Origin of the sequence: Sulfitobacter profundi (assembly GCF_042661425.1) — a bacterium.
GTDB lineage: Bacteria > Pseudomonadota > Alphaproteobacteria > Rhodobacterales > Rhodobacteraceae > Sulfitobacter > Sulfitobacter profundi.
Genome location: NZ_JBHSWA010000001.1, coordinates 909,209 through 934,269, shown reverse-complemented (window position 1 = coordinate 934,269; position 25,061 = coordinate 909,209). Strand labels below are relative to the sequence as shown.

The following is a 25,061-nucleotide window of genomic DNA, read 5'->3' as shown; positions in this document are numbered from 1 at the left end:
TGTGGCTGCTGCGGGCGCTCTCGCTTGACTTTCGGCCTGGCCGCCGACCATGCTGCGGCAAAATTGGAGGAGTGAGATCATGACCCTGTTCAACCGCCGTCAGGCCATCGCAACTTTGGGCGCTGCAACCGCCGTGGGGCTGGCGGCACCGGCACTGGCGCAGAACCGCAAGATCACCGTGGGCGCGCTGCGTTTCACCAGTCACGCGGGCAGCTTTGTCGGCTTTGAGCGGGACTATTTCCAAGAGGCCGGTCTGGACGTTGAACTGCGCTTTTTCGAGGCCGCGCAGCCGATGGCCGTGGCGATTGCCAGCGGCGATGTGGACTATGCGATCACCGCGATCTCGGGCGGCTTGGTGTCGCTGGCGCAAAAGGGCGCGGTCAAGGTGATCGGCGGCGGCCTGCAAGAAGAGCCGGGCATCGACGGGCAGAAGTTCCTCGTTTCTGATGCGGCCTATCAGGCGGGCATCACCGAACCCAGCATGCTGGATGGCAAAAGCTTTGGCATGACGCAGGCGGGATCGTCCTTTCACTACATGGGCGCCAAAATGGCCGAGGCTGAGGGGATCAGCCTCAAGTTCAAGCCGCTGCAAAAAGTCGGCGCGGTGATCGGTGCGCTGAAGTCGGGCCAGATCGATGCGTGGTCGATCGTGCCGCATATTGCCAAGCCGCTGGCGGGATCGGGTGCCGTTCATATCATCGGCGATGTGGCGACCTATCTGCCGGATTATCAGGTGACGACAGTCTTTACCTCGACCAAGAACGCCAGTGACGAACAGGAAATGACTAAGAATTTCCTTGCGGGCTATTCCAAAGGTGTCGCCGATTATAACGCCGCGATGATCGCCAAGGACAGCGGCGATGCGGGCGTCGATGAGATGGTCGATCTGATCCATAAATATGTCTACACCGACCGCCCGCGCGACAAGGCGGCGCCGTCGATCATCAACGGCACCATGCGGTTGAACGAAGGTGCCAAGCTGAACGTGGCTTCGGTGCGTGACCAGTTGGAGTGGTTCCAGTCCGAAGGGCTGGTCGATGCCGACATCACGCTGGAGACGCTGATCGACACCTCTTATGTCGAGACGATGGGCAGCTAAGCGCGTTGCTTGCGTGATATGATTGCTTTGTAAAGGCGCGTTCCCCTCGGGCGCGCCTTTACCTTTGCTCCCGCAGGTTGGGATTTCCGGCAGGCATCACTGGCAATGCAGCGGCGCCAAGATACCTTTGGTGCTGATGCGGGGCCAAGCCCCTGACCATAAAACGGGAATGTGCAGTGAGCGACGGCAGTTTTTTCGCCCTGAACGGCTATCATTTCGCCTTGGGGGCCGTCGGCGCCGTGGTGATCCTTGCCCATTGGCTGCCCCGCTTTTTCAGTCGGCGAGAGCCTGCCGCCTCGGGGCTGTTGATCCTTTTGGGGATGGGGGTTTTCGCCCTTGTTCCCGGCATGCCGAGTTTCCCCGACCCGCGCGCCACCCCTTTCCATGGGAAATCGTGTCGGAGCTTTGCGTTATCGTCGCGCTCTTCGCGACGGGGCTGCGGATCGACAGGCTTTCTGATTGGTCCCGCTGGGGGCCAACGGCGCGGTTGTTGGCGCTGACCATGCCGCTGACGATCCTGTCGGTCGCGGTGATGGGCTGGGCCTTTGCCGGGATGACCGCAGCCGGGGCGATTTTGCTGGGCGCGGTGATGGCACCCACCGATCCGGTTTTGGCCGCTGACGTGCAGGTTGGCCCGCCGCAGGAAGGGGGCGAACATCCGGTGCGCTTTGCCCTGACCACAGAGGCGGCGCTGAACGATGGTTTGGCCTTTCCCTTCGTCTACCTTGGTATTCTGGTCGCGGCCGAGGGCTTGGCCCCGGCGACTTGGGGCGTGGAGTGGCTGGCGCGCGATGTCTTTTGGCGCATCGCTGTGGGCGCCATCATGGGCGCCGCAGGCGGATGGGTCTTGGGACAGGTCTTGTTCGCCGTACCGCGCAAGGCGGTGTTGGCCGAAACGTCTTCTGGTGTGGTGGCCTTGGCGGGGGTGCTCTTGTGCTATGGCACGACGGAGCTTGCCGAAGGCTATGGTTTCATCGCCGTGGCGGTGGCCGGTCTGGTGATCCGACGGGTTGAGGCAGACCACGAATTCCACCGTCGTTTGCATGATTTCACCGCCGCCGTTGAACACGCGCTGACGGCGCTTTTGCTGGTGGCGATTGGCGCGGTGTTGCCCGCCTTGCTGAGCGATCTGACCCTGTCGGGCGCGGTGATCGTGCTGGCGCTGATCTTTGTCGTGCGCCCCTTGGCGGGGTGGCTATCCCTTTTGGGAACGTCGCTCGAGACGCGCCCCCGCTGGGTTGTGGCGCTTTATGGGATCCGGGGGATCGGGTCGATCTACTACCTTGCCTATGCGGCGGGGAAGGTGGAGTTTCTGGACGAAGAGCCGCTTTGGGCGATGGTGGGTTTTGCGATCCTCGTGTCGACCTTGGTGCATGGTTTTACCGCCGGGATCGCGGTGGACGGCCTGAGCCGCAAAGAGGGTGAGCAGCCCTAAGCGCGCCACCGGCGCAGGGCGGTTGCGCCGGGACGCGGATCGCACATTGCGCGCGGGGCGTTTTTGCCGGAAAAGGGCGGCATGGACCTCAAGCTTTCCTCCGTCAGCCATTATTATGGCGATACCCAAGTGCTGCGTGACATCACGCTCGATATTCCGTCTGGCCAGATCGTTTGCATCGTCGGCCCCTCCGGCTGCGGCAAATCCACCCTGCTGCGGATGCTGGGCGGGTTGGAGCGGCCCAGCGAAGGCCGCGTGTTGCAAATGGGCGATGCGCCTGAGGGCTGTCTGAACCCGCTCACTTATATTTTCCAAGATTTCGCGCTGCTGCCGTGGCGCACGGTGCGGGGCAATGTGGCGCTGGTGCTTGAGGATCACGGGCTGGGCAAGGCTCAGCGTGAGGCGATCATCGCCGATGTGCTGGCGCGGACCAAATTGACCGATTTCGCCGATGCGCTGCCCAAACAGCTTTCGGGCGGCATGAAGCAGCGCGTGGCGATTGCCCGTGCGCTGGCGGTGAACCCGGCGGTGATGCTGATGGACGAGCCGCTGAGCGCGCTCGACAGCCAGACCCGCGAGCTTTTGATGGACGACCTTGTGGCGCTCTGGACGCGGCAGCCGTTCACGGCGGTCTATGTGACCCACAACCTCGCTGAAGCGGTGCGGTTGGGGCATAAGATCGTCGTGCTCTCGCGCCGTCCGGGTGAATTGCGCGAGGTGGTGAACCTAGACATGCCGCTGGCCGAGCGGCGCCATGGCGACCCGGCGTTGGAGGCGCAGCAACAGCACCTATGGGGGCTGATGCGCGATGAGGCCGCGGCGGCGGATGCGGAGTTAATCGATGGCTGAAATAACGGATGTGAATGCCCGCGAAGTCACCTTTCGCGGCGGTGGCTTCCAGCCCGGCACGCGGCGGGGCGTGGGGCTTGCGGTTTTCGTGGTGCTGATCCTACTGGCGGAATGGGGCACGCGCAGCGGCTTTATCTCGGCCCTGACGTTGCCTCGGCCCAGCGATGTGCTGCTAACGTTTCAAGAGCTTTACCAGTCGGGGATGTTGTTCAAACACCTCGGCCCCTCGTTGACCCGCTTGGCCGTAGGCGCGCTGATCGGTGCCTCGCTGGGCATCGGGATTGGCGTGTTGATCGGGCTGTTTTCTCTGGCCCGCGCGGGTCTGGTGCCGCTGGTGGCAGCGATTTTCCCCATTCCCAAGATCGCGCTGTTGCCGCTGTTTGTGATTTGGTTCGGCATTGATGAGGCGAGTAAGTACGCGCTCATCGCCTTTGGCACTTTCACGCCCACCGTTGTCGCCACCTATGCGGCGGTCGACAATGTGGACCGGGTGTTGATCCGCATGGGGCAGAGTTTCGGCCTCGGTTGGTGGTCGATTGTTTCGAAAATCGTGGTGCCCGGCGCGATGCCGGGGATCCTGTCGGGGCTGCGGATTTCGCTGACGATTGCGATTATTCTGTTGGTGGCGGCTGAGATGCTGGGCGCGGAATATGGGATCGGGGCGTATATTTTGCAGGCGGGGAGCCTGTATGATTTGGAGCGTCTGTTTGCGGGTGTGGTGATCCTGTCGCTGCTGGGCGTGGCGGTGTCTGCGGCTGTTGCCTTCGTGGAACGGCGCGTGCTGAGCTGGCGGGTCTGAGGGCCAGCGCCTGACCGCGGGTTGGCGATCTGACGTAAATTGGTGCCACTTTATTTCTCGGCTTTGATGTGCGGTCCGCGAGGGCACACCCAGCCTCACCAAATCGCCTACCCGGTCGCACCAAAGGTGCGCTCATATAGGCTGGCACGCCTCCGGCGTGACGGGCGGGCAGGCGATGGCCCGGCGCCTACGGCTTGTCCCGGGCCCGGGTGGTAGTCAAAACGTTGAGAGCCCGGCGCCTGCGGCTTGATTCCGGGACCGGGGTGGCAACATCGATCCATTTGCTTATCAATAGCGCCAACCGCCCTCACAAACGGACCCCTCCCATGACCGAACACACCACCACCCACGCCGCCGACGAAGACGCCCGCAACCAGGACATCAAGATCTACGTCAACGGCGACATCGTGCACCGCGACGAGGCCAAGGTCTCGGTCTATGACGCGGGCTTCATGCTGGGCGACGGCATCTGGGAAGGCATGCGCCTCTATAACGGGACATGGGCGTTCTTCGACGAGCATATGGACCGCTTCTTTAATTCCTGCAAAGCAATCTCGCTCGGCGTGGGCCTGGACAAAGACGGCATCGCCGAGGCGCTGCGCCGCACGGCAGAGGCGAACGACATGCACAGTGACGTGCACTGCCGCCTAATGCTCACGCGGGGGATCAAGGATAAACCCTTCCAGCACCCCTCGCTCAGCACGACCGGGCCGACGCTGGTGATCATCATGGAGCATTCCAAACCCGTGGATCGCCTGCAATCTGCGGGCATTCGTTTGGCGAGCGTCCCGCAGGTGCGCGGGCTGCCACATAGCCAAGACCCCAAGCTTAACAGTCATTCCAAGCTGAACTGCATCATCGCCTGCCTTCAGGCCGAGGAAGCGGGCGCGGATGAGGCGCTGATGCTCGACCCACATGGTTTTGTGAACACCACCAACGCTTGCAACTTTTTCATCGTGCGGCGGGGGAGGTTTGGACCTCGACCGGGGACTATTGCATGAACGGGGTGACGCGGCAAAAGGTGATCGACCTGTGCCATGAAAACGGCATTCCGATGCGGGAGAAGAACTTCTCGCTCTACGAGGCTTATGGCGCGGATGAAGCCTTTCTCACTGGCACCTTTGGCGCGCAGACCCCGGTGGCAGAGATTGACGGCAAGGCCATCGGCAGCGGAGAACGGCCCGTCACCAAACGCATTCAGGCGCTTTATAAAGAACTGATCAAACAGCACACGGCCTAAGGGCCAAGCGGTGCCCGCCCCCGCGAAGGGGCGGGCGGCATTTCAGGACACCATGCGTTTCAGCACTGGCACACGGCGCAGCAACAACCAATCCAGCAGCCCGACGACCAGCAGGGTGATCCCCGCCATCGGAAAGGCCAGCGCCACGGCCAAACCAACCACAACCGCGCCTTTCCACAGCGTCATATTGCGCGGCGGAGGCGGGGCCGCGAGCCAGCCCGCCGGGTTTGCCGGGCGGCGTTTCCACCACATCACCACGCCAGAGACGCAAAGAAAGATCACCGACAGGCAAAAGAGCGTATTGGCCATGACACTCGGCCAGCCCAAGGTGCCCATATGCAGCGCGATGCCCACGGCCATCGCCTTGCCCGCCAGCGAATAATCCGCGTAGCGCACATCGGCGAGGACCTTGCCCGTGTGCCGGTCGATATGCACCGTGCGGTCGCTGGTGGGGTCGGTCGCATCGGTGTTCATCGTATCCCGGCTTAGGGTCCAGACACCCTCTTTGCCCTGCGGCAGGTTCATCTGGTAGCGTGCGTCAAACCCGATCTGCCGCGCCAGCGCATCAATCGTGTCGAGCGTGGCAGGCGTGCCTTCGGCCATCCGGCCCGACGGTCACCGTCTCCACCCCGTGACCTGTGCACAGCACCATGGTCAGCGCGCCTTGCTGGCGCTCTGGCATGGTTCCGGGCGCAAACGCCGAGAACGCCCCAAACAACACCACCACCGCCCAAAGGCAGAGGTGTCGAAGCGGGCCGGTCAACGCCTTGCGGCGCATCCTGCGACTGGCTTGGGGTTAGTGTTTTTGCGCGTGCGCGCCGTGATCCATGGCGCCCGCATCATGCCCGCGGCGGCTTTCGACGTTGAATATCACCTCCAAGGTCCCGGCCTTTTCAAAGGTCAGGGTGGCGGGGATTTTCTCGCCTTCCTCGAAAGGGTCACCGTCGCGGCCCATGAACATGATATGCAGCCCACCGGGCTTAAGCGTCACCGTCTCACCTGCAGGCAGATCGAGGCCGCCGATATGCGACATGCGCGCGACGCCCATATCATCGGTGGTCGTCTGATGGAGGGAGACTTCGTCGAAGCCCTCGGCGCTGATGCTGACGAGGCGGTCTGCGCTGTCTCCGCCATTGGTGATCGTCAGATAGCCGCCGCCGACGCGGGCGGTTTTCGGGGTTTCAAAGGCCACCGGATGATCGACGGTCAAAGCACCGGCGGTGTACTCATGCGCGGCGGCGGGCAGGGCAAGTAGGGCAGCCAAGGCTGCGGTATAGAAAGATTTCATTGTCGTGGTCCATTGTCTGAGTATTGCGAAAGAAGCGATGGCTCAGACGAATGGCGGCCCCCGGACGGGCGGGGGCGCCCCCGCAGGGCTGCGCGGTGCGCCGAGGGCACGGGCCGCGCGCGGTTTGGCAAAACGCAGCCTCCCGCCCGGCAGCAAGACATCTGTCGGGGTCGGCAAGATCAACGCATTGACGATCCGGCAGGCTTCGCAATCCAAGGCCGCATGGTTCTGCCCCTCGAGCGGGCCGTCGCAAAGATCGCTCAGCGTGCCGCCCGCTTGGATAAAGGCGATGAAGGCCGGGTCTTGCTGTACCTGCGCGGTCGCACGATGTGCGAAGGGCAAGCTGGCAAGGGCCAGCACCAGCAAGAGGGTCAGGCTAACCCGAAGCGAGGATATGCGCGAAACGGCGGACATGCGCGCTGATACCGCGGCTGACACCGCAACGCTATAGGGCGCTTTGGTCTGCGACGTGATGTCGTAGGGGCGCTGTGCGGTAGTCGGTGATGGCTATCGGGGAGTGTGTTGGCTGGGATGGTAGGATTCGAACCTACGGTACACTGTACCAAAAACAGTTGCCTTACCACTTGGCTACATCCCAACACAGGGCGCTAATTAGAGTTCTCTGGCCCGGGGTGCAAGACCCGTTTTTGATAAATTAGCCTATTCTTCGGCGGCATCAACGGAGAGCAGGTCTTTGCTGGGCAATTCGGCGCGTTCCTGCGCGACGATGCGGGTCAGCTCACGCTCGGTTTGGGGGGCAACTGGCTGTGCGGCGGCGGGATTCGCGGGCGCGCTCGGCGTTTGGGGCGATCGTGTTGCGCGGTTGGGGACGATTCGCTTTGGGTGATCAGCCGATAAGCGGGAGGCTGTGCGGTGAGGCCCGCCGCGTCAAAGGCGGCCAGCGTCAGTCGAATCGCTTCGCTGCGCGCAGCGACCAGATCGGTGGTCTCTTGATTGATCCAACCGGCGAATTGCATGTTGATCCAGTGATCGGCGACCTCCTCCACCCAAGCGGCGGCTTCGGGGCTGGGCAGGACAAAGGGAAGGCCATTCAACACCTCCAGCGCCAAGTCTCGGGCGCGGGCCAGATCGGCGTCGCTGGTCACCGAAAGGGTAAAGGTGAACCGCCGCTCGGCGTTGCGCGAATAGTTGATGATCCGACTTTTAAAGACGGTGGCATTGGGAATGCGCAGATGGTTGCCGTCATAGCTGAGCAAGATCGTGGCGCGGCTGGTCAGGCGGATCACCTTGCCGGTGTCGCCGTCAATCTCGACCGTGTCATTGGGGCGGAACGGCTGGCGGATCGACAGCATGATGGAGGCAATGAAGTTCTCGACCGTGTCGCGCACCGCGAAACCGATTGCGAGGCCGACGATCCCCGCCGCGCCAAGGATGCCCGACAGCAGCGCGGTGGCCCCAAGGATATCCAGCGCCACGACCAGCGCCGCGATGATAAAGGCCAGCCGGATGATCTGGCGGTAAATGTCAGCGATAAAGGCGTTGGGGGCCAGCCGCTCCCACGGGTTGCGCAGCCGCGCCAGCGCCAGTCCGGCCACGACGATCAGGGCAAAGACCCCAAGTGCCACCAAGGCCAGCGGCAGGAAAGCCACGGCCTGTTCCATCCGGCCCCGGAAGCGGTCCACGGCAGGGTTGAGCCGTTCCGACACATCGGTGCTTTCGCGGACCTCGTTGCGGATTGCCACCACCCCTTCGACACGGCCCGCCAGTTCGCTCAGCCGTCCGGCGCTGGCGGTGTCGAGCGTGGTGCCGCGTAGGGTGACGATGCCCGAGGACACGGAGACGCCGACCTTCTCAAATCCCTCAAGCTCGCGCAGGATGGCGCGGATGCGGTTGGCGATGGCGGCGTCTGCCGTGGCGTCCCCTTCGAGGGCGATGGTACCTTCGGGCTGGTCGTTGTCCTGCGCCGAGGCGGGGGCCAGCGGCAGGGCAAGAAGCAGAAATAGACACAAGAGCAGGCGGGGCAGGGCAGGGATCAGGCGCATGGGGGTCTCCGTCGACGGGCAGGGCCACCGCCCCTCGGTGAGGGCGGTGGCTGGTCAATTAGCGCACTACCCCCGACAATCGAGCAGCACCGCCCCGCTGCGCTGTCCGGCCTCGACCAAGGCATGCGCGCGGGCGGCCTCGGAAAGCGGGAGAACCGTATCGACGGGGCAGCGCAGGGCCCCGTCTTCCAGCGCGTGATGCAGTCGGGTGATCGCCTGTTCGCGCGGGCCTGCGGGCAGGAGGTAGATCAGGATGATGTCGATGGTCACCGCTTTGAACAGAAGCGGGTAGAAGGGCAGTGTGGGCGACATTTCCGCCGCCGAGCCATAGGCGGCGATGCGGCCATTGGGGGCGATGACCTCGGTGTCGGTGGTGATGTTCAGGCCGAACTCTGTCTCGACGATTGTGTCGACGGGCTTGCCGCCGTTGGCCTCCAGAACGGCACGGGCGAGATCGGGATCGGCGTAGTTCAGCACCGCATCGGCGCCAGCCTCGCGGACCAGATCATTGTCGCGCGGGCTGCAGGTGGCAATCACTTTGGCCCCGCCCCATTTCGCCAGTTGCACGGCAAGGTAGCCCACAGTTCCGGCACCGCCTTGGATCAGCACCGTCTCCCCGGCCACGCCACCGCCGCCGAAAACGGCGTGGCAGGCCGTCAGCCCCGGAATGCCAAGCTGCGCGCCGGTCTCAAAAGAGACGCCTTTGGGCAACGGCACGGCCTGATGCGCGGGCAGGGTGATCTGCTGTGCCGCCGTGCCAAAGGCGCGTTGCCATTGGGCGTTCCAGACCCAGACCTTTTGACCCACACGGGCAGAATCGACGCCCGCACCCACGGCGATGATCTCTCCCGCGCCATCGCTATGGGGAATGACCTGCGGGAAGGGTGGTTTGGTCACGCCGGGGCGGGTGCCCGCGCGGGCCTTTACGTCCGATGGGTTCACGCCCGAATGGCTCAGCGCCACGCAGACCTCGCCGGGTTGCGGGGCGGGGCTGTCGATCTCTGACAGACGCAGCACATCTGCGGCGGCTCCGAATTGGTCATAGGTGATGGCTTGCATGGCGCTCTCTCCGGCTTGAATTTTGCCGGCAGAGTGGCGCAAGCGCCGGGATCATGCAATTGGCCTGAAAGGCGGTGTTATTCGCGCAGCTCCTTGGGGCCAACACCCCAAAGCCGCACTTTGGGGGCCCAGCCGGTAAAGCCGCCCGAACGCAACTCGCACCATTCAAGCGTGCATTCGCCCAAGCGCGCCACCACGCCCAGTTCCAACCGCGCCACCACGGCGGCCTTTGGGTCGGGGTTGACGTGAAGCTGCAGCATGTCTTGTTCGACCAAGACAGTGCGGGTGCCCGACAAAAGCGAGTAATGCACCCAGCCGCCCATGCCATCGCGGTCTTCGACCCGGCGCCAGTGGCCATGTTCGGCGGTGATCCTGAGCGGCAGGTCGCGGCGTTTGTACACCCAGTCGATCCGGTGCGACAGCGACGGGCCGCGGCGGACGTTGCCCTCTGAGGCTTTCATCGAAACGAAACGGGGGAGGGGCAGGTTGGTGACCTGTCCGCGCGCCTCTTGTGCGACGCCGGAGGTCGCCTGCGCCAAAAGCAGCGCGCCCACCATCAGGGCACTGCGAAGGAAAGCGGTTATCATGGAATTGCCTGCTATGCGGTTCACTGCTGTGGGTCGGTGCTGTGCAAATCTGCGGGTTATTGTTGCTCTTTTTCCGGCGCGAGTTCTTGTGCCTCGTCGCTGCATGAGACACCATGCCTGTGAAACGAGGCGACGCCAAGACCGGGAGAGCAGGCATGTCAAAGAAGCGGTTGAGTGTTGTAGTGACGCGACGGTTGCCAGAGGCGGTGGAAACACGGCTGTCAGAGCTGTTTGACGTGACCCTACGCGAAGATGACAAGCCCATGACCCGCGAGGAATTGGGCGCGGCGATGCGCCAAGCGGATGTGCTGGTGCCGACGATCACGGATGAAATCGACGCGCCGCTGATCACGCAGGCGGGCGAGCGGCTGAAACTGATCGCCAACTATGGCGCGGGGGTTGATCATATCGACGTGGGCACCGCGCGCCAACGCGGCGTGTTGGTGTCGAACACTCCCGGCGTGCTGACCGACGATACCGCTGATATGACCATGGCGCTGATCTTGGCCGTGACCCGCCGCATGCCTGAGGGCATGGCGGTGATGCAATCGGGCAATTGGGATGGCTGGGCGCCAACAGCTTTGATGGGCGGTCGGGTCGGCGGGCGTCGTCTCGGCATTCTGGGCATGGGCCGGATCGGTCAGGCCGTGGCGCGCCGGGCGCGGGCCTTTGGGATGCAGGTACATTACCACAATCGCAAACGCCTGCGTGAAGAGGTCGAAAGCGCCTTGGAGGCGACCTATTGGGACAGCCTTGATCAGATGGTCAGCCGGATGGACGTGATCAGCATCAACTGCCCCCATACGCCCAGTACCTTTCATCTGATGAACGCCCGCCGTTTGGGGCTGATGAAGCCCGACGCGGTGATCGTGAACACCTCCCGCGGGGAGGTGATCGACGAGAACGCCCTGACGCGGATGCTCCGTGCGGGTGACATCAAAGGCGCGGGGCTGGATGTTTATGAGCATGGGCGGGAGATTAATCCCCGTCTGCGCGAGTTGAAAAACGTCGTGCTGCTGCCGCATATGGGGTCGGCCACACTCGAAGGCCGGATCGAGATGGGCGAGAAGGTCTTGATCAATATCAAAACCTTCGATGACGGCCACCGGCCGCCAGATCAGGTTGTGCCCTCCATGCTGTAAGCCCGCAGGAGCGGCGGACTGGCGGCTATTGAAGGAACGTATTTTCGCAGTTGCGTCCGCAGGCATTCCAGCGGCGCACAGACGCTGTTGGGAGATGAAAATTGACGAAGATCGCAGAACTGCAGCGCAATGAGGCGGGCATTGCCGCAGCGTTAGATAAATTGGCACAAGCCTTTGGGCCCAATCTGCTGACCGGCCAAGCCATTCGCGAACAGCATGGCCACACCACCACATGGATCGAGACGCAGGCCCCCGACGGGGTGGTCATGGCGCGCTCGGCCGACGATGTGGCGCAGGCGGTGCGTATTTGTGCCGCGCATCGGGTGCCGGTGATTGCCTTCGGCACGGGCACCTCGCTCGAAGGACATGTGAACGCGCCGGCGGGCGGGATTTGCATTGATGTCATGCAGATGGACCGGGTGCTTGAGGTGAACGCGGGCGATCTGGATTGCCGGGTGCAACCCGGCGTGACCCGCGAGGCGTTGAACACCCATTTGCGCGATCAGGGGCTGTTTTTCCCGATTGATCCCGGTGCCAATGCCTCGCTTGGGGGATGACCGCGACGCGGGCCAGCGGCACCAATGCGGTGCGCTATGGCACGATGAAAGACAATGTCCTGAGCCTTGAGGTGGTGATGGCCGATGGCCGGGTGATCCGCACCGGCGGCCGGGCGCGGAAATCTTCGGCGGGCTATGATTTGACGCGGTTGATGGTGGGCTCGGAAGGGACGCTGGGGATCATCACGGAGATCACGCTGCGTTTGCAGGGCATTCCCGAGGCGATCTCCTCGGCGCGCTGTTCTTTCCCGACGGTGCAGGCGGCCTGTGAGACCGTTATGGCAGTGATCCAATACGGCCTGCCCGTGGCCCGGATTGAGCTTTTGGACGCCGATGTGGTGAAGGCCGTGAACGCCTATTCCAAGCTGACCCTGCCCGAAACGCCGCTTTTGTTGTTGGAATTCCACGGCTCAGACGCCGGGGTTGTCGAACAGGCCGAGACCTTTGGCATGCTGGCCGAAGAATTTGGTGGCACCGGCTATGCGGCGACCACAACCCCAGAAGAGCGCAACAAACTCTGGCAGGCGCGGCATGACGGCTATTGGGCCGTTCTGGCGCTGCGACCGGGGTGCAAGGCCGTGGCGACGGATGTCTGCGTGCCGATCTCCCGGTTGGCCGATGCCGTGGTCGCGGCACAGGCGCGGGCGGAGGAGTTGAAGCTGATCGCGCCCATCGTGGGCCACGCAGGCGACGGGAACTTCCATGCCTCGCTGTTGATCGACATGGACGACGCCGATGAGGTGGCGCGGGGCGAGGTGTTCGTCAGCTGGTTGGCGGAATTGGCGATCTCTATGGATGGGACATGCACCGGCGAACATGGGATCGGGCAGGGCAAGCGGGCCTATCTGGGCAAGGAATTGGGCGCTGCGGTGGATGTGATGGCGACGCTCAAGGCGGCGCTGGATCCGGATAATATTTTGAACCCGGGGAAGATCTTGCCGGGGTGAGATGGGGGCTGCCCTGATGTTGTGCGGCGGGAAATGTGGTGCACGGTATTTGTAAAAGAATGAAGTTGGGGTGGCGGTGCTCTGACGCGGGATTGGCGCGTATGGTGAGGGGTAAGGTCGGTTTTTGGCCATGTTGGGTCGGCTGGTGCCTGCGGTCTCTTGCCCTGCTGCGTACAACGGGGTGAGCCTAGGGCAGAGGGATTGGCAGATGAAAACGCAAGTCAAAGCATTGGTTGTCGGGGGCGGCGCGGTTGGCACGTCGATTGCCTATCATCTGGCGAAGGCGGGTTGGGATGATGTGATGCTGTTGGAGCGGGACGAGCTGACCTCGGGCTCGACCTGGCATGCGGCGGGGTTGCTGCCGTTGTTCAACATGTCTTTTGCGACGACGCATATTCATCAGTACTCGGTCGAGTTTTATAAGACCTTGGAGGCTGAGACCGGGTTGAATGCTGGTTTTGCCGTGGTGGGCAATCTGCGGATGGCTCAGACCGATGCGCGGATGGATGAGTATATGCTCTATGCCTCGACCGCGGAGACCTGCGGCGTGCCGTATGAATGGCTCACCCCGGATGAGATCAAGGCGAAGTGGCCGTTGATTGAGACATCGGATTTGAAGGGTGCGCTTTATCACCAGACGGACGGGTATATTAACCCCGCCGATGTGACGATGGCGATGGCCAAGGGTGCGCGCCAGCGGGGCGTGGCGATTGAGCGCAAGTGGCAGGCGGATGCCTTTGAGTGGAATGGCACCCATTGGGAAGTGACTTGCACCAAGATGGTGGAGAAGGGCGGCAACCTTGTCGCCAGTGATGAGCAGATCGTCATTACCGCCGAGCATGTGGTTACCGCGAGCGGCAACCATGCGCAGCGCACCGCGCGGATGTTGGGGATCAAGATGCCCGCGATGCCCGTGGAACATCAGTTCATTGTCATGGACCGCGATCCGGCGCTGGTTGATTACCGTGCGGCGGGGCATGGCGAGCATCCGGTGATCCGGGATGCCGATGCGCAGAGCTATGTGCGTGAGGAACGGGGCGGCTGGATACTTGGGGTCTATGAGAAGAACGCCCCGGCGCGGTTTGAATATGGGGTGCCGGATAGTTTCCGGGCGGATCTGTTTCAGTTGGATTTGGAGCGGATCGAAGATCAGTATATGGCGATGAACCACCGTATCCCCTCGGCTGAGAATTGCGGGTTGAAGGACGATTTCAACGGGCCAATTTGTTATACGCCGGATGGTAATCCGCTGGTCGGCCCTGCGCCGGGCTTGCGCAACATGTGGTTGGCGGAAGGGTTTTCGTTTGGGATCACGGCGGCGGGGGGCACGGGGTATTATTTGGCGCAGATGATGGTTGAGGGCGAGGCCGAGATCGACATGGCGAGCCTTGATCCGAAACGCTACGGCGATTGGGTGACCACGGAATATGCCGCGCGGAAGAATGAAGAGGCTTACGACCACGTTTATATCCTGCACCATCCGGATGAGGAGCGTCCTGCGTGTCGGCCTTTGCGGACCTCTCCGGCCTATGACCGGCAGGCGGCGCGGGGGGCGCAGTTTGGGCAGGTGAATGGCTGGGAGCGGCCGAATTATTTTGCGCCCGAAGGGTTTAATGATCATGACAGCCGATCCTTTCGGCGCGGGGGCTGGTGGCAGCACGCGGTGGACGAGGCGAAATCCATCCGCGAAGGGGTGGGCTTGATTGACGCCACGGCCTTTACCAAACATCTGGTCCGCGGGCCGGGGGCAACGGCTTTCTTGGATTGGTTCACCTGCAATAAGCTGCCCTCGGTGGGGCGGATTAACCTGACCTATGCGCTGACGGGGGCAGGGACGACGCGGACGGAATATACCATCGTGCGGCTGGCGCAGGACGAATACTACCTTGTCTCGGCGGGCGCGTGGAGCGCCTATGACAGCGATTACCTGCGCAAGGCGATTGCCGACAAGATGCCCGAGGTAGGTTATGTCGAATGTCATGACGTGACCACGCAGTGGGGAGTTTTTGCGATTGCTGGGCCGAAGTCGCGTGATGTGCTGCGGGATTTGGTGCGCGATGCGGAGCCCGACACGGTGCTGAGCAACAAGCGGTTCCCCTGGCTGACCATGCGCAACATTGAGTTGGGGATGGTGCCGGTACGAGCGATCCGGGTGGCCTATACCGGGGAGCTCGGTTGGGAATTGCATCATCCGATTGAGATGCAGAACCATTTGTTTGATCAGTTGGAAAAGGCGGGCGCGCCGCATGGCATGAAGCTGGTTGGCGCGCGGGCGCAGAACTGGCTGAGGCAAGAGAAGAGCTATCGCGCCTTTGGCAATGAGTTGGGCCGGGATGCGACGCCGTTGGAGGCGGATTTGCCGCGCTTTGTGGATCTGAATAAAGAGTTTCACGGGAAGCAGGCGATGCTCGATCACGGCATTCGCGTGAAATGCGTGACGGTTCTGATCGACGGGCCGGAGGATGCGGACCCTTGGGGGCGTGAGGTGCTTTACAATGGCGCGCGGCGCACCGGGCGGCTGACCTCGGGTGGCTATTCGGTTGCATTCGGCAAGAGCATCGGCATGGGCTATGTGCAACTGCAAGACGCGGTGGTAGGCACGAAGCTGAAGGTAAAGATGCTTGATCAATTGTGGGAGGCCGAGGTGGTCGAAGACAGTCCCTATGATCCGAAGAACCAGCGCATCCGGGCGGACGGTTGATCCGGCGGGGGTTGCTTGCTTTTTTCTGTGTACTGGCGCTGACGGCGGCGCTGTTGCGGGACAATCCGGTTGTCAGCGCGGCGCAGGGCTATGCCGCGGATGTGGCGACTACGGCGGCGGCGAGCTATGTCACGCTGCGCACGTTGAATGCCTTTCTATCGACAGCGCAAGAGATCGAGGTTGGGCTATCCTTCATCGCTTCGGGGTCGGCGCGACCTTTGAAGGTGTTGGAACCGATTGACGACACGGTTGAGCGGATCGCGGGGTTGGTTTTCGGCGTGATGGTGGCCACCGGGGTGATCGCGGTGGCGCTTGGCCCGGTGAGTGCGATTGGCTTGGGCTTGCTGAGCCTCGCGCTTGGGATATGGGCCTTGAGCAAGCGTGGGCATGGGGGCTGCCCCGGCGTTTGGCTTGGTATGGTGGGTTTCTGGGGTTTGCGCTGCCGCTGGCCTTGGTGGTGTCGGAGCCGCTGGCCGGGACGCTGACCGAGGAGTCTATGACCGCAATATGAAGGTGATCGAGGAGATCACCGCCCGTGTCGGTGGCAGCGAGGCTTTGGGTGAGGAAGAGCCGGGGCTGACGGAGTATCGGCAGCTTGCGAGCAACCTCTGGAGCCGGGCGGATGAGTTGATTGGCGCGCTGTTGGCGGTGCTGGGCGTGCATGTGTTTCGGATATTCTTGCTGCCGCTTTTGTTGGTGGGCGGGCTGTTTGTCGTGGCGCGTCATTACGCGCGGGATTGAGGGCGGCCGCAAGCGGCGCGCGCGGGGGTAAGGTGGCGCAGCGGTATTTAAGAAAGGATGAAGGGAGGGGGGGATGCGTTCCCCCCTTTGGCTTTAGCGTGCGGCGCGGGTGGCGACCCAGTTTTGCCATTGGGCGCTGCTGCCGGAGAAGGCGTTGAGGTCTACGTCACCGCCAATGCCGGGGACGATGCCGGTGGCGCTGTATTGCCAGAAGCGCCAAGTTTGGCCGGGGTAGGCCTCGGCGGGGGTTTTGGCGGTGGTGCGCAGCCAGAAGTCATAGCCGTTAAAGCCAGATAGGCCATTTTCGCGGTAGAATTTCGGCGTTGTGTAGATGACCGGGCGCTGGCCGTAGTGACGCTCTACCACGGCGAGCCAGCGGCGCATTTGGTCGCGGACTTCGGATGCAGGCGGGCGGATGTGGGCGCAGGTGGGGGAAAACGGGTTCCATTCCATGTCGAGCACCGGGGGCAGCATGCCGGGGGTGCGGGGGACGTTGCGGATGAACCAGCGGGCCTGATCCTCGGGTGAGGTGCAGAAGTAATAGAAATGGTAGGCGCCGCGTTTGACGGCGGCTTGGCCTGCGCCTTGCCAGTGGGTGTCGAAGTTGATGTCTTTCAGGTCTCCGCCTTCGGTGGCTTTGATGAAGGCGAAGTTCACACCGTTTCTGCGGGCGGTGTTCCAGTCGATGTTGTTCTGAAAACGGGCCACGTCAATCCCGTGGACGGGGAAAGATTGCGGTGTGCGGCCGTTGAAATCCACCGGGTCGCTGTCGCCGAAACGGGCCGGAAAGAGCGTGCCGGGATCGGCGGGGGCGGGCTGCCGGAGCGGCCACAGGCGGCGAGGGCAAGGAGCGACAGGATCAGGGCGCGGCGGAGGATCATGGGCTGGGCTTTCTGGCGATGAATGCGAGGTTATTGGCGGGCATGTCCACTTCGTCGATCGGGCTAAGGCCCGCATCGCTAAGCCAGCGGGCCATGTCGATGTTGTCTTTGTAGCCGATCGTGGGGTCGGCGGTGCGCAGTTCGGCGTCAAAACGGGTGTCGCCGGGAGAGGTGGTTTGGCCGGCGCGTTTGAAGGGGCCGTAGAGGATTAGTGTGCCGCCGGGGGCGAGGGCTGTGGCGGCTTCGGTGATCAGGCTCCGAGTGGCGGGGGTTGGGATGAGGTGCAGCAGGTTGGCCAACATGATCAGGTCGAAGGGGCCATGCTCGGCTGCCCAGCCGGGGCTGGTCGCGTCGAGTGGCAGGGCCGGGGCGATATTGGGCAGGGTGGCCTCGGCCGCGTGGGCGTTGATGCTGGCGCGGCGGGCTGTGTCGATGTCGCTGGGCAGCCATGTGAGGCCCGGCAGGCGTTTGGCAAAGCCGACCACATGCTGGCCGGTGCCGCTGGCGATTTCCAGCGCGCGGCCTTTTTGTGGAGCGTGGGTTGCCAGCAGATCGCAAAGCGCGTCGAGATTGCGTGCGGCGGCGGGGGCGAAAAGACGGTCGCCGCCTGCGTTTTCGGCGACGCTGGCACTCGGGGGCAGTCGGCTCATGATTGCTCTTCCAGCCGATCGGTGGCCGGGGGCGGTGTGGGCGAGAGCGCGGCGATGGCGGCGTAGGTCTGCGGCGTCATGTGGTAGTTCAGCGCGGCTAGTGACGGTTCAAGCTGTGCCAAAGAGCGGGCGGAAATGATCGGGGTTGGCCGCGTGGGGTGTGCCGCCGCCCATGCCACGGCGAGGGTCGCCGGATGGGTGCCGAGATCGCGGGCGAGGGCGGCCAGCCCGGCAGCGGCGCCGTGCATCACCTCTTGTCCGTAGCGGGCAGCATAACGGTCATCTTCGCTGAGGCGACCTGTGCCTCCGGTGGCATATTTCCCGGTCAGCAGCCCGCCGCCCAGGGGGAGTAGGGCGCGACGAGAATGTCGAGGTCATGGGCCATGGGGAGGATCTCGACCTCGGCTTGGCGTTTGACGAGGTTGTACATCGGTTGGATCACGGCGATCTCTAGGCCGAAGTCGGCGGCGATATGGGCCGCTTTGACGACCTGCCATGCGGCGAAGTTGGACAGGCCAATTTGACGGATATGGCCCAGATCTTTCAACTCGGCCAGCGCGGCGAAGCTTTCGGTCAGCGGTGTGTCTGGGTCGAAGCGGTGCAAGTAGAGCACGTCGAGCGTATCAAGCTGCATCCGCTGGCGCGAAGTCTCGGCAGAGGCGAGGATATTGGCACGCCCTGCGCCGCCGATATAGGCGGCTTTGGTGGCCACGATCAGGCTGTCGCGGCGGTCTTGCACGAACTGGCCCAGCAGCGTCTCGGACGCCCCGTCGGTATAGACGTGGGCCGTGTCGAAATGGGTGATCCCCGCCTCGATACAGGCGTCGAACATCGCGCGGGAGGCCGCTGCATCGGCGCGACCGCCGAATTGCATCGTGCCGAAGGCGAGGCGGCTGGCGGGGGTGCCGTCAAGGCTGGTGAGCATCTGGTTCATGCACGATTGGTGGCATGGGCGCTGCCCGCGCGCAATGGGCTTGGCGCCGGGCAGGCGGTGGGGCGCTAGTCGTCTTGTGGCTCGCCCTTTTCTAGCGCGCGTTGGTAAGCGGGGCGGTTTTGGATCGTCTCGATGAAGCCTTTGAGGGCGGGGTAATCCGCAGCCCGGCCTTGTCGCATGGCAACCTCGGCGGGGAAGCTCAGCATGATGTCGGCGGCCGAAAGCGTATCTTGTACGAAGTGCCCGGAGGGGCGCACGAGGCTGTTCATATAGCTGTAGTGGTTGTCCAACTCTGAACTGATACGCGGGTGCAGCGGCGCGGCGGCATCGCCCAAGCGCGAGACATAGAGGTTCAGCAGGATCGGCGTCATGGCAGAGCCTTCGGCGAAATGCATCAGCTCCATATGGCGCAGGAAGGCGGGCGTATCGCGTTCAGGGATCATTTCGGGCGCGAAGCGGGTGCAGAGCAGATCGACGATGGCAGCGCTTTCGACAACCAACTGGCCGTCAATCTCAATCATCGGGGATTTGCCCAAAGGATGCACCAGTTTCAACTCGGGCGGGGCGAGGTTGGTTTCGGCATCGCGCTGGTAGCGGATGACGTCATAGGGCTGATCCAACTCCTCCAGCAGCCAAAGGATGCGCTGTGAGCGGGAGCGGTTGAGGTGGTGCACGGTGATCATGGCAAGCGCCTTTCACGAAGAGGGAAGGGCGAGCCTAGCAACCCCGGCGCGGGCCGCAACGAAAAAGGGGCGCACGGTTGCCCGCACGCCCCTGTCATCTGTGAGCCGGTTCGGCTTACTGCGGGATCGTGCCTTCGATGCCTTCGACATAGAAGTTCATGCCCGCGAGCGTGCCGTCATCGGCGGTCTCGCCCTCGGCCAGCCAAGCGGAGCCGTCCTGTTTGTTGATCGGCCCGGTGAAGGGGTGGTATTCGCCCGATGCGATCTTGTCTTTCATTTCCAGCGCTTCGGCTTTCACGTCGGCGGGAACGGCGTCAGAGATCTCGCCAATGCCGACCATGCCCGGCCCGATGCCGTCCCATGTGTCGGTGGATTCCCATGTGCCGTCCATGACCGCTTTGACGCGCTCGATGTAGTAGGGTGCCCAGTCGTCAATGATCGAAGAGACGCGCGGCTTGGGACCGTATTGCGCCATGTCGGACGCCTGACCGAAGGTGATCACGTTGCCCGCTTCCTGTGCCGCCGCTTGGGGTGCTGTGGAATCGGTGTGTTGCAGGACCACGTCAGCGCCTTGTTCGATCAGAACCTTGGCGGCGTCGGCTTCTTTGGCCGGGTCAAACCATGTGTAGGCCCAGACGATTTTGAACTGAACGTCGGGGTTCACTTTCTTGGCGTGGATATAGGCGGAGTTGATGCCGCGGATCACTTCGGGGATCGGGAAGGAGCCGATGTAGCCGATGATGTTGCTCTCGGTCATCGAGCCCGCAATGTGGCCCTGAATGGCACGGCCTTCGTAGAAACGCGCGGAGTACGTCGAGACGTTGTCGGCGCGTTTGTAGCCGGTGGCGTGCTCGAACTTCACGTCGGGGAATTTCTTAGCGACGTTGATCGTGGGGTCCATGTAGCCAAAGGAGGTGGTGAAGATCAGGTCGGCACCGTCGAGCGCCATCTGGGTCATCACACGCTCAGAGTCCGGGCCTTCGGCAACGCTTTCGACGAAGACGGTTTCGACCTTATCGCCGAACTCTTCTTCGACGGCCAAGCGGCCTTCGTTATGCTCGTAGGTCCAGCCGCCGTCGCCCACGGGGCCAACAAAGACAAAGCCGACCTTGGTCTTGTCTTGGGCAACAGCGCCCGAAGCAAGGCCGAGCGCAAGTGCCGCGCTGGTCATAAGGGTGGATAGTTTCATGAGGTTTCCCCTGTTTACGTGCCCCTTGCTGGGGCTTGATGTGCGGCGCAGGGCCGCGTGACGTGATGCCCCTAGTTTGAGGCGTGGAAGGTTCGGCCCAGTGAGGCCGGCGCGGCGCTTTTATCCGCCGACAGCACCACCAGAACGATGATGGTGATGATATACGGCGACATTGCCAGATACTCTACCGGTATGGCAACGCCCGCGCCTTGCAAGTTCAACTGCAACTGGGTGATGCCGCCGAAAAGATAGGCACCCAGCAGCGCGCGCCATGGTTTCCAGCTGGCAAAGACGACGAGGGCAAGGGCGATCCAGCCGATCCCGGCGGTCATGCCTTCGGTCCATTGCGGCACACGGATCAGGCTGATGTAGGCGCCGCCCAAGCCCGCGCAGGCCCCGCCGAACAAGATTGCCATCGTGCGGATGCGTTTAACCTTATAGCCAAGCGCATGGGCCGCGTCGTGGCTTTCGCCCACCGCGCGCAGGATCAGCCCGGCGCGGGTGAATTTCAGCACCGCCCAGACCCCGGCGACCAGCGCGATGCCCAGGTAAAGGATGATGTCATGGGTAAAGAGGATCGGCCCGATGACGGGAATGTCGGCCAAGCGGCCAAAGTCGATATCGCCCAACCGTGGCGGTTTGATCCCGACGTAGCTTTGGCCGATCAGCGCCGAGAGGCCGAGGCCAAAGAGGGTGAGTGATAGGCCAGAGGCGACCTGATTGGCCAGCGCCACCTGCGTCAGGAAGGCGAAGAGCAGGCTGAGGACGGCACCGCCAACAGCAGCGGCGGCAAAGCCTAAAAGCGGCGAGCCGGTCTCAACCGCCGTGGCAAAGCCGCAGATCGCGCCAGTGATCATCATGCCTTCGACGCCGAGGTTCAGCACGCCGGATTTCTCGACCACCAATTCGCCGATGGCGGCAAAAATCAGCGGTGTGGCCGCGACAAGGAAGCCTGCGACAAACAAGAGCGGGTTGATTGCAGAGAGATCCATCAGGCAGCCTCCGCCGCGCCAAGACGCAGCCGGTAATGTGTGAAAACGTCCAGCGCGAGCAGGAAGAACAGGAGCATCCCTTGGAACACTTGGATCGCAGCGGCGGGCAGGCCGAGGTTGGACTGCGCGATGTCGCCGCCGATGTAGGTCAGCGCCATCAATCCGCCTGCGAGCAGAATGCCGATGGGGTGCAGACGGCCAAGGAAGGCCACGATGATCGCGGTGAACCCATAGCCCACGTTAAAGTCGATGGTGATCTGACCCGAGGGGCCCGCGACCTCAAACATCCCCGCAAGCCCGGCGAGCAGGCCCGAGGTGCCAAGGCAAAACAACACCAGCCGCGCCGGGTTCACACCCGAGAAACGTGCGGCGCGGGGGCCTCGCCTGTCACGCGGATGGCAAAGCCCAACCGGTGTTTGGCGAGTAGGACGTAGGCGAATATCACCGCGATGAGAGCCGCGACCACGCCCCAATGCATGCCGGACCCCGCGAAAAGCTCGGCGTTATGCGCGGGCGCATATTGTTGCAGGTTGCGCGAGCCGGGAAAGCCATAGCCTTCGGGGTTCTTCAGCAAACCCAATGACATAGAAGCAAGGAATTGCTCGGCCACATAGACCAGCATCAGCGAGACGAGGATTTCATTCGTGCCAAAACGCACCTTCAAAAGGGCCGGGATCATCGCCCAAAGCCAACCGCCAAAGGCGCCCGCGAGCACCATCAGCGGGAAGATGTACCACCCTTCGGCAGGGTAGAACGCCAGCCCCGCAGCCGCGCCAAAGATGGCGCCCATGATGTACTGCCCCTCGGCCCCGATGTTCCAGATGCCCGCTTTGAACCCAAGGCTGAGGCCGATGGCGATCAGCACCAAGGGCGCGCCTTTGATCAGCAGTTGTGGGCGGTAATAAAAGGCATATTCGCCAAACAGCGGCTGCCAAAAGATCGTTTGCAGCGCCTCGACCGGGTCTTTGCCCAGCACGGCGAACAAGAGCCCGCCGAAGATGAAAGTGGCCAGCACCGCCATGATCGGCGTCGACAGGGAAAGGGCCCGGCTGGGCTGCGGGCGCTTTTCAAGGCGGATCACAGATCACCCCCAATGGTCAGAGTGAAAGATACGGAGGCTGCGTCAAACATGCGCCACCTCCATGCCATGCGCGCCGCCCATCATCAGGCCAATCTCGTCGACCGTCAGCCCCTGCGCGGGGCGCGTCGGCGACAGGCGGCCCTCGTTCAGGGCGGCGAAATTGTCGGAAATCTCCATCAACTCATCAAGGTCTTGGCTGATGACGATCACGGCGGTGCCGCCGGAAGCGAGGTCCAAAAGCGCCTGCCGGATCGCGGCGGCGGCAGAGGCATCGACACCCCAAGTCGGCTGGTTCACCACCAGCAGCTCGGGCCGTTGCAGGACCTCGCGTCCGATGACGAATTTCTGCAGGTTCCCACCCGAGAGCGAGCGCGCCGCATTGCCGGGGCCGGGGGTGCGCACGTCGAATGTCTTGATGATCTTCTCGGCAAAGCTGCGCGCCTTGCCCCAGTCGAGCATGCCGCCCCGCTCCAGCCCTTCGCGGGCGGCACCGGTCAGCATCGCGTTTTCAGTTAGCGACATATCCGGAACGGCAGCATGGCCCAGCCGCTCTTCGGGCGCGGTCAACACGCCAAGCGCACGGCGGGCGGTGGGGCCCAGAAGGCCGATGTCGCGCCCGTCAAAGGTGATCATGCCCGCGCCGACCAGCGTTTCACCCGAGAGAGCGTTGAGCAATTCATCCTGCCCATTGCCCGCAACGCCGCCGATGCCCAGCACCTCACCGCGCCGTACCTCGACCGAAATCTCGCGCAGCGGCATGCCGAAAGCATGGGGCGACCGCGCCGAGAGTTTGTTGAGCGTCAGCGTCACTTCGCCCGGTTCTTTGCTGTCGCGCGTGGGCGTTTTCAGCGCCGAGCCGACCATCATTTCAGCCATGTCGCGCGCGGATGTTTCGCGCGGGGTGCAATGGCCGACGACCTTGCCCAACCGCAGGATCGTCGCGCTGTCGCAAAGGCTGCGGATCTCTTCGAGCTTGTGCGAGATATAAAGGATCGCGGTGCCCTCTGCGCTGAGCTTGCGCAGGGTTTTGAACAGGATTTCAACCTCTTGCGGCGTTAGGACTGAGGTCGGCTCGTCCATGATCAGCAGTTTGGGCTCTTGCAGCAGGCAGCGGATGATCTCAACCCGCTGACGTTCGCCTGCCGACAGATCGCCGACGGTGCGGTCAGGGGCAAGCGGCAGGCCATAGGTATCCGACACATCGCGGATTTGCTGGCTCAGCTCACGCATGCGCGGCGGGTTTTCCATGCCGAGGGCGATGTTCTCTGCCACGCTGAGCGCATCGAAAAGCGAGAAATGTTGAAACACCATGCCGACGCCCGCCTGTCGTGCCGCATGGGGATCGGTGGGGGCAAAGTTCTCGCCCCGCATTTGCATCTGACCCGCGTCAGGTTTGACCAGCCCGTAGATCATTTTGACCAGTGTGGATTTGCCCGCGCCATTCTCGCCCAGCAGGGCGTGGACCTCACCCGGGGCGATCCGCAAGGACACGTCATCGTTCGCGACGACGCCGGGGTAGGCCTTGGTCAACCCAGAGAGGTCGAGAAGTTTGTCAGTCATGCGGAAACCTTTGTCTGGGTCCGGGCGATGAGAGAGATCAACGCACCATGTGCAATCTGGGCGGGCAGCTTGCCCAGCGACTTATCGCCAATAGGGCAGATGATGCCAGAGGGATCCAGCCCCATGTCGCGCAAGCGGCGGGAAAACCGTGACTTTTTTGTGTCAGAGCCGATCAAGCCGACACTCTCTGCCCCGCGTTTAAGCAGGGCAGCGCAGAGGGCGAGGTCGATGTCATGGGAATAGGTGAAGATCAGGTGATGCGCGTTTTGCGGCGCGTGGACGGCAAGGCGCGGCATGTCGGCGGCGGGGGTGGCGGTGACATGGGGCGGCACGTCTTTGGGGAAACGGTCCGTCGCGCTGTCGATCCATGTGATGGCAAAGGCACTGGCTGGGCAGGCGGCCACCACCGCGCGGCCCACGTGCCCCGCCCCCAAAGCCAGAGGGGCGTGTCGCTCTCGAATGTGGCGTCCAGCGGCAGCGGCGTGGGGTTGTCGAGCGGGCGGGGCGCGGCAGTGTAGCGCAGGCTTACCGCGCCGCCGCAGCATTGGCCAAGGCCGGGGCCGAGAGGCAGGGTTTGGCTGTCCTCGAAACGCCCTTCGGCCAGCAGGCGCCGGGCATGGGCAATCGCCTGATGCTCCAACGCG

The 25,061-nt window shown here is 63.1% G+C and carries 20 protein-coding genes, 1 tRNA gene and 5 pseudogenes; 10 read left to right on the top strand and 16 right to left on the bottom strand.

Annotation, left to right across the window (positions count from 1 at the left end):
• Positions 1 to 79 precede the first annotated feature (79 nt).
• From ACFQAU_RS04975 to ACFQAU_RS04955, 5 genes and pseudogenes are all read left to right on the top strand, one after another.
• Positions 80 to 1,099 carry an ABC transporter substrate-binding protein gene (locus tag ACFQAU_RS04975; protein WP_120350238.1) on the top strand — a complete coding sequence of 340 codons (1,020 nt, stop codon included), beginning with the start codon at positions 80 to 82 and terminating at the stop codon, positions 1,097 to 1,099.
• A gap of 394 nt (positions 1,100 to 1,493) precedes the next feature.
• Positions 1,494 to 2,534 (top strand): cation:proton antiporter, encoded by a 1,041-nt coding sequence (locus ACFQAU_RS04970; RefSeq protein WP_386280955.1) that lies wholly within the window; start codon positions 1,494 to 1,496, stop codon positions 2,532 to 2,534.
• 81 nt (positions 2,535 to 2,615) lie between these two features.
• Positions 2,616 to 3,383 carry an ABC transporter ATP-binding protein gene (locus ACFQAU_RS04965; RefSeq protein ID WP_067629970.1) on the top strand — a complete coding sequence of 256 codons (768 nt, stop codon included), beginning with the start codon at positions 2,616 to 2,618 and terminating at the stop codon, positions 3,381 to 3,383.
• Complete coding sequence (locus ACFQAU_RS04960; protein ID WP_206054301.1) at positions 3,376 to 4,182, top strand: ABC transporter permease; 807 nt, start codon at positions 3,376 to 3,378, stop codon at positions 4,180 to 4,182. Before ACFQAU_RS04965 ends, ACFQAU_RS04960 begins: the two co-directional genes overlap by 8 nt.
• A 326-nt stretch (positions 4,183 to 4,508) precedes the next feature.
• A pseudogene (locus ACFQAU_RS04955) lies at positions 4,509 to 5,422 on the top strand (D-amino acid aminotransferase).
• Between the two features lie 42 nt (positions 5,423 to 5,464).
• Here the strand turns inward: ACFQAU_RS04955 and ACFQAU_RS04950 are convergent.
• The 7 genes and pseudogenes from ACFQAU_RS04950 to ACFQAU_RS04920 form a co-directional block, all read right to left on the bottom strand.
• A pseudogene (locus tag ACFQAU_RS04950) lies at positions 5,465 to 6,004 on the bottom strand (PepSY domain-containing protein); the annotation flags it as partial.
• Between the two features lie 214 nt (positions 6,005 to 6,218).
• Positions 6,219 to 6,710 carry a copper chaperone PCu(A)C gene (locus ACFQAU_RS04945; RefSeq protein ID WP_132444622.1) on the bottom strand — a complete coding sequence of 164 codons (492 nt, stop codon included), beginning with the start codon at positions 6,708 to 6,710 and terminating at the stop codon, positions 6,219 to 6,221.
• Between the two features lie 42 nt (positions 6,711 to 6,752).
• A complete protein-coding gene (locus ACFQAU_RS04940; protein ID WP_132444621.1) occupies positions 6,753 to 7,124 on the bottom strand; it encodes a hypothetical protein in 372 nt (123 codons plus the stop codon).
• 109 nt (positions 7,125 to 7,233) lie between these two features.
• Positions 7,234 to 7,308, bottom strand: a tRNA-Gln gene (locus tag ACFQAU_RS04935).
• A gap of 136 nt (positions 7,309 to 7,444) precedes the next feature.
• Positions 7,445 to 8,713 (bottom strand): mechanosensitive ion channel domain-containing protein, encoded by a 1,269-nt coding sequence (locus ACFQAU_RS04930; RefSeq protein ID WP_386280947.1) that lies wholly within the window; start codon positions 8,711 to 8,713, stop codon positions 7,445 to 7,447.
• Positions 8,714 to 8,779: 66 nt separating this feature from the next.
• The gene (locus tag ACFQAU_RS04925; protein ID WP_132444617.1) at positions 8,780 to 9,772 is read right to left on the bottom strand and encodes an NADPH:quinone reductase; all 993 of its coding nucleotides are present in this window, start codon (positions 9,770 to 9,772) and stop codon (positions 8,780 to 8,782) included.
• Between the two features lie 77 nt (positions 9,773 to 9,849).
• Positions 9,850 to 10,359 (bottom strand): SH3 domain-containing protein, encoded by a 510-nt coding sequence (locus ACFQAU_RS04920; protein ID WP_120350271.1) that lies wholly within the window; start codon positions 10,357 to 10,359, stop codon positions 9,850 to 9,852.
• A 155-nt stretch (positions 10,360 to 10,514) separates the two neighbouring features.
• Between ACFQAU_RS04920 and ACFQAU_RS04915 the strand changes: the two genes are divergently transcribed.
• From ACFQAU_RS04915 to ACFQAU_RS04895, 5 genes and pseudogenes are all read left to right on the top strand, one after another.
• Positions 10,515 to 11,501 (top strand): 2-hydroxyacid dehydrogenase, encoded by a 987-nt coding sequence (locus tag ACFQAU_RS04915; RefSeq protein ID WP_132444615.1) that lies wholly within the window; start codon positions 10,515 to 10,517, stop codon positions 11,499 to 11,501.
• Positions 11,502 to 11,602: 101 nt separating this feature from the next.
• A pseudogene (locus tag ACFQAU_RS04910) lies at positions 11,603 to 13,005 on the top strand (FAD-binding oxidoreductase).
• 208 nt (positions 13,006 to 13,213) lie between these two features.
• Complete coding sequence (locus ACFQAU_RS04905) at positions 13,214 to 15,706, top strand: GcvT family protein (RefSeq protein ID WP_132444611.1); 2,493 nt, start codon at positions 13,214 to 13,216, stop codon at positions 15,704 to 15,706.
• Between the two features lie 11 nt (positions 15,707 to 15,717).
• A complete protein-coding gene (locus ACFQAU_RS04900) occupies positions 15,718 to 16,191 on the top strand; it encodes a hypothetical protein (RefSeq protein ID WP_386280941.1) in 474 nt (157 codons plus the stop codon).
• 22 nt (positions 16,192 to 16,213) lie between these two features.
• Entirely contained in the window at positions 16,214 to 16,447 is a 234-nt protein-coding gene (locus tag ACFQAU_RS04895; RefSeq protein ID WP_386280938.1) for a hypothetical protein, read from the top strand.
• A gap of 93 nt (positions 16,448 to 16,540) precedes the next feature.
• Here the strand turns inward: ACFQAU_RS04895 and ACFQAU_RS04890 are convergent, their stop codons facing one another.
• From ACFQAU_RS04890 to ACFQAU_RS04850, 9 genes and pseudogenes are all read right to left on the bottom strand, one after another.
• Positions 16,541 to 17,206, bottom strand: a complete 666-nt coding sequence (locus tag ACFQAU_RS04890) for a glycoside hydrolase family 25 protein (RefSeq protein WP_386280935.1) — start codon at positions 17,204 to 17,206, stop codon at positions 16,541 to 16,543.
• 118 nt (positions 17,207 to 17,324) lie between these two features.
• Positions 17,325 to 17,978, bottom strand: a complete 654-nt coding sequence (locus ACFQAU_RS04885; protein ID WP_206054300.1) for a DUF938 domain-containing protein — start codon at positions 17,976 to 17,978, stop codon at positions 17,325 to 17,327.
• Positions 17,975 to 18,912, bottom strand: a pseudogene (locus tag ACFQAU_RS04880) (aldo/keto reductase). Before ACFQAU_RS04880 ends, ACFQAU_RS04885 begins: the two are co-directional and overlap by 4 nt.
• A gap of 65 nt (positions 18,913 to 18,977) precedes the next feature.
• Positions 18,978 to 19,595, bottom strand: a complete 618-nt coding sequence (locus tag ACFQAU_RS04875) for a glutathione S-transferase family protein (RefSeq protein ID WP_132444601.1) — start codon at positions 19,593 to 19,595, stop codon at positions 18,978 to 18,980.
• 115 nt (positions 19,596 to 19,710) lie between these two features.
• Positions 19,711 to 20,784, bottom strand: coding sequence for a BMP family ABC transporter substrate-binding protein (locus ACFQAU_RS04870; protein ID WP_120350280.1), 1,074 nt, complete (start codon positions 20,782 to 20,784; stop codon positions 19,711 to 19,713).
• Between the two features lie 71 nt (positions 20,785 to 20,855).
• Positions 20,856 to 21,776, bottom strand: coding sequence for an ABC transporter permease (locus tag ACFQAU_RS04865; RefSeq protein WP_120350281.1), 921 nt, complete (start codon positions 21,774 to 21,776; stop codon positions 20,856 to 20,858).
• Positions 21,776 to 22,857: pseudogene (locus ACFQAU_RS04860) on the bottom strand (ABC transporter permease). Before ACFQAU_RS04860 ends, ACFQAU_RS04865 begins: the two are co-directional and overlap by 1 nt.
• Before the next feature lie 42 nt (positions 22,858 to 22,899).
• Positions 22,900 to 24,417, bottom strand: coding sequence for an ABC transporter ATP-binding protein (locus ACFQAU_RS04855; protein ID WP_132444597.1), 1,518 nt, complete (start codon positions 24,415 to 24,417; stop codon positions 22,900 to 22,902).
• Positions 24,414 to 24,962, bottom strand: coding sequence for an XdhC family protein (locus ACFQAU_RS04850; RefSeq protein WP_417806808.1), 549 nt, complete (start codon positions 24,960 to 24,962; stop codon positions 24,414 to 24,416). The genes ACFQAU_RS04855 and ACFQAU_RS04850 overlap by 4 nt, the downstream gene beginning before the upstream one ends.
• Between the last annotated feature and the right edge of the window lie 99 nt (positions 24,963 to 25,061).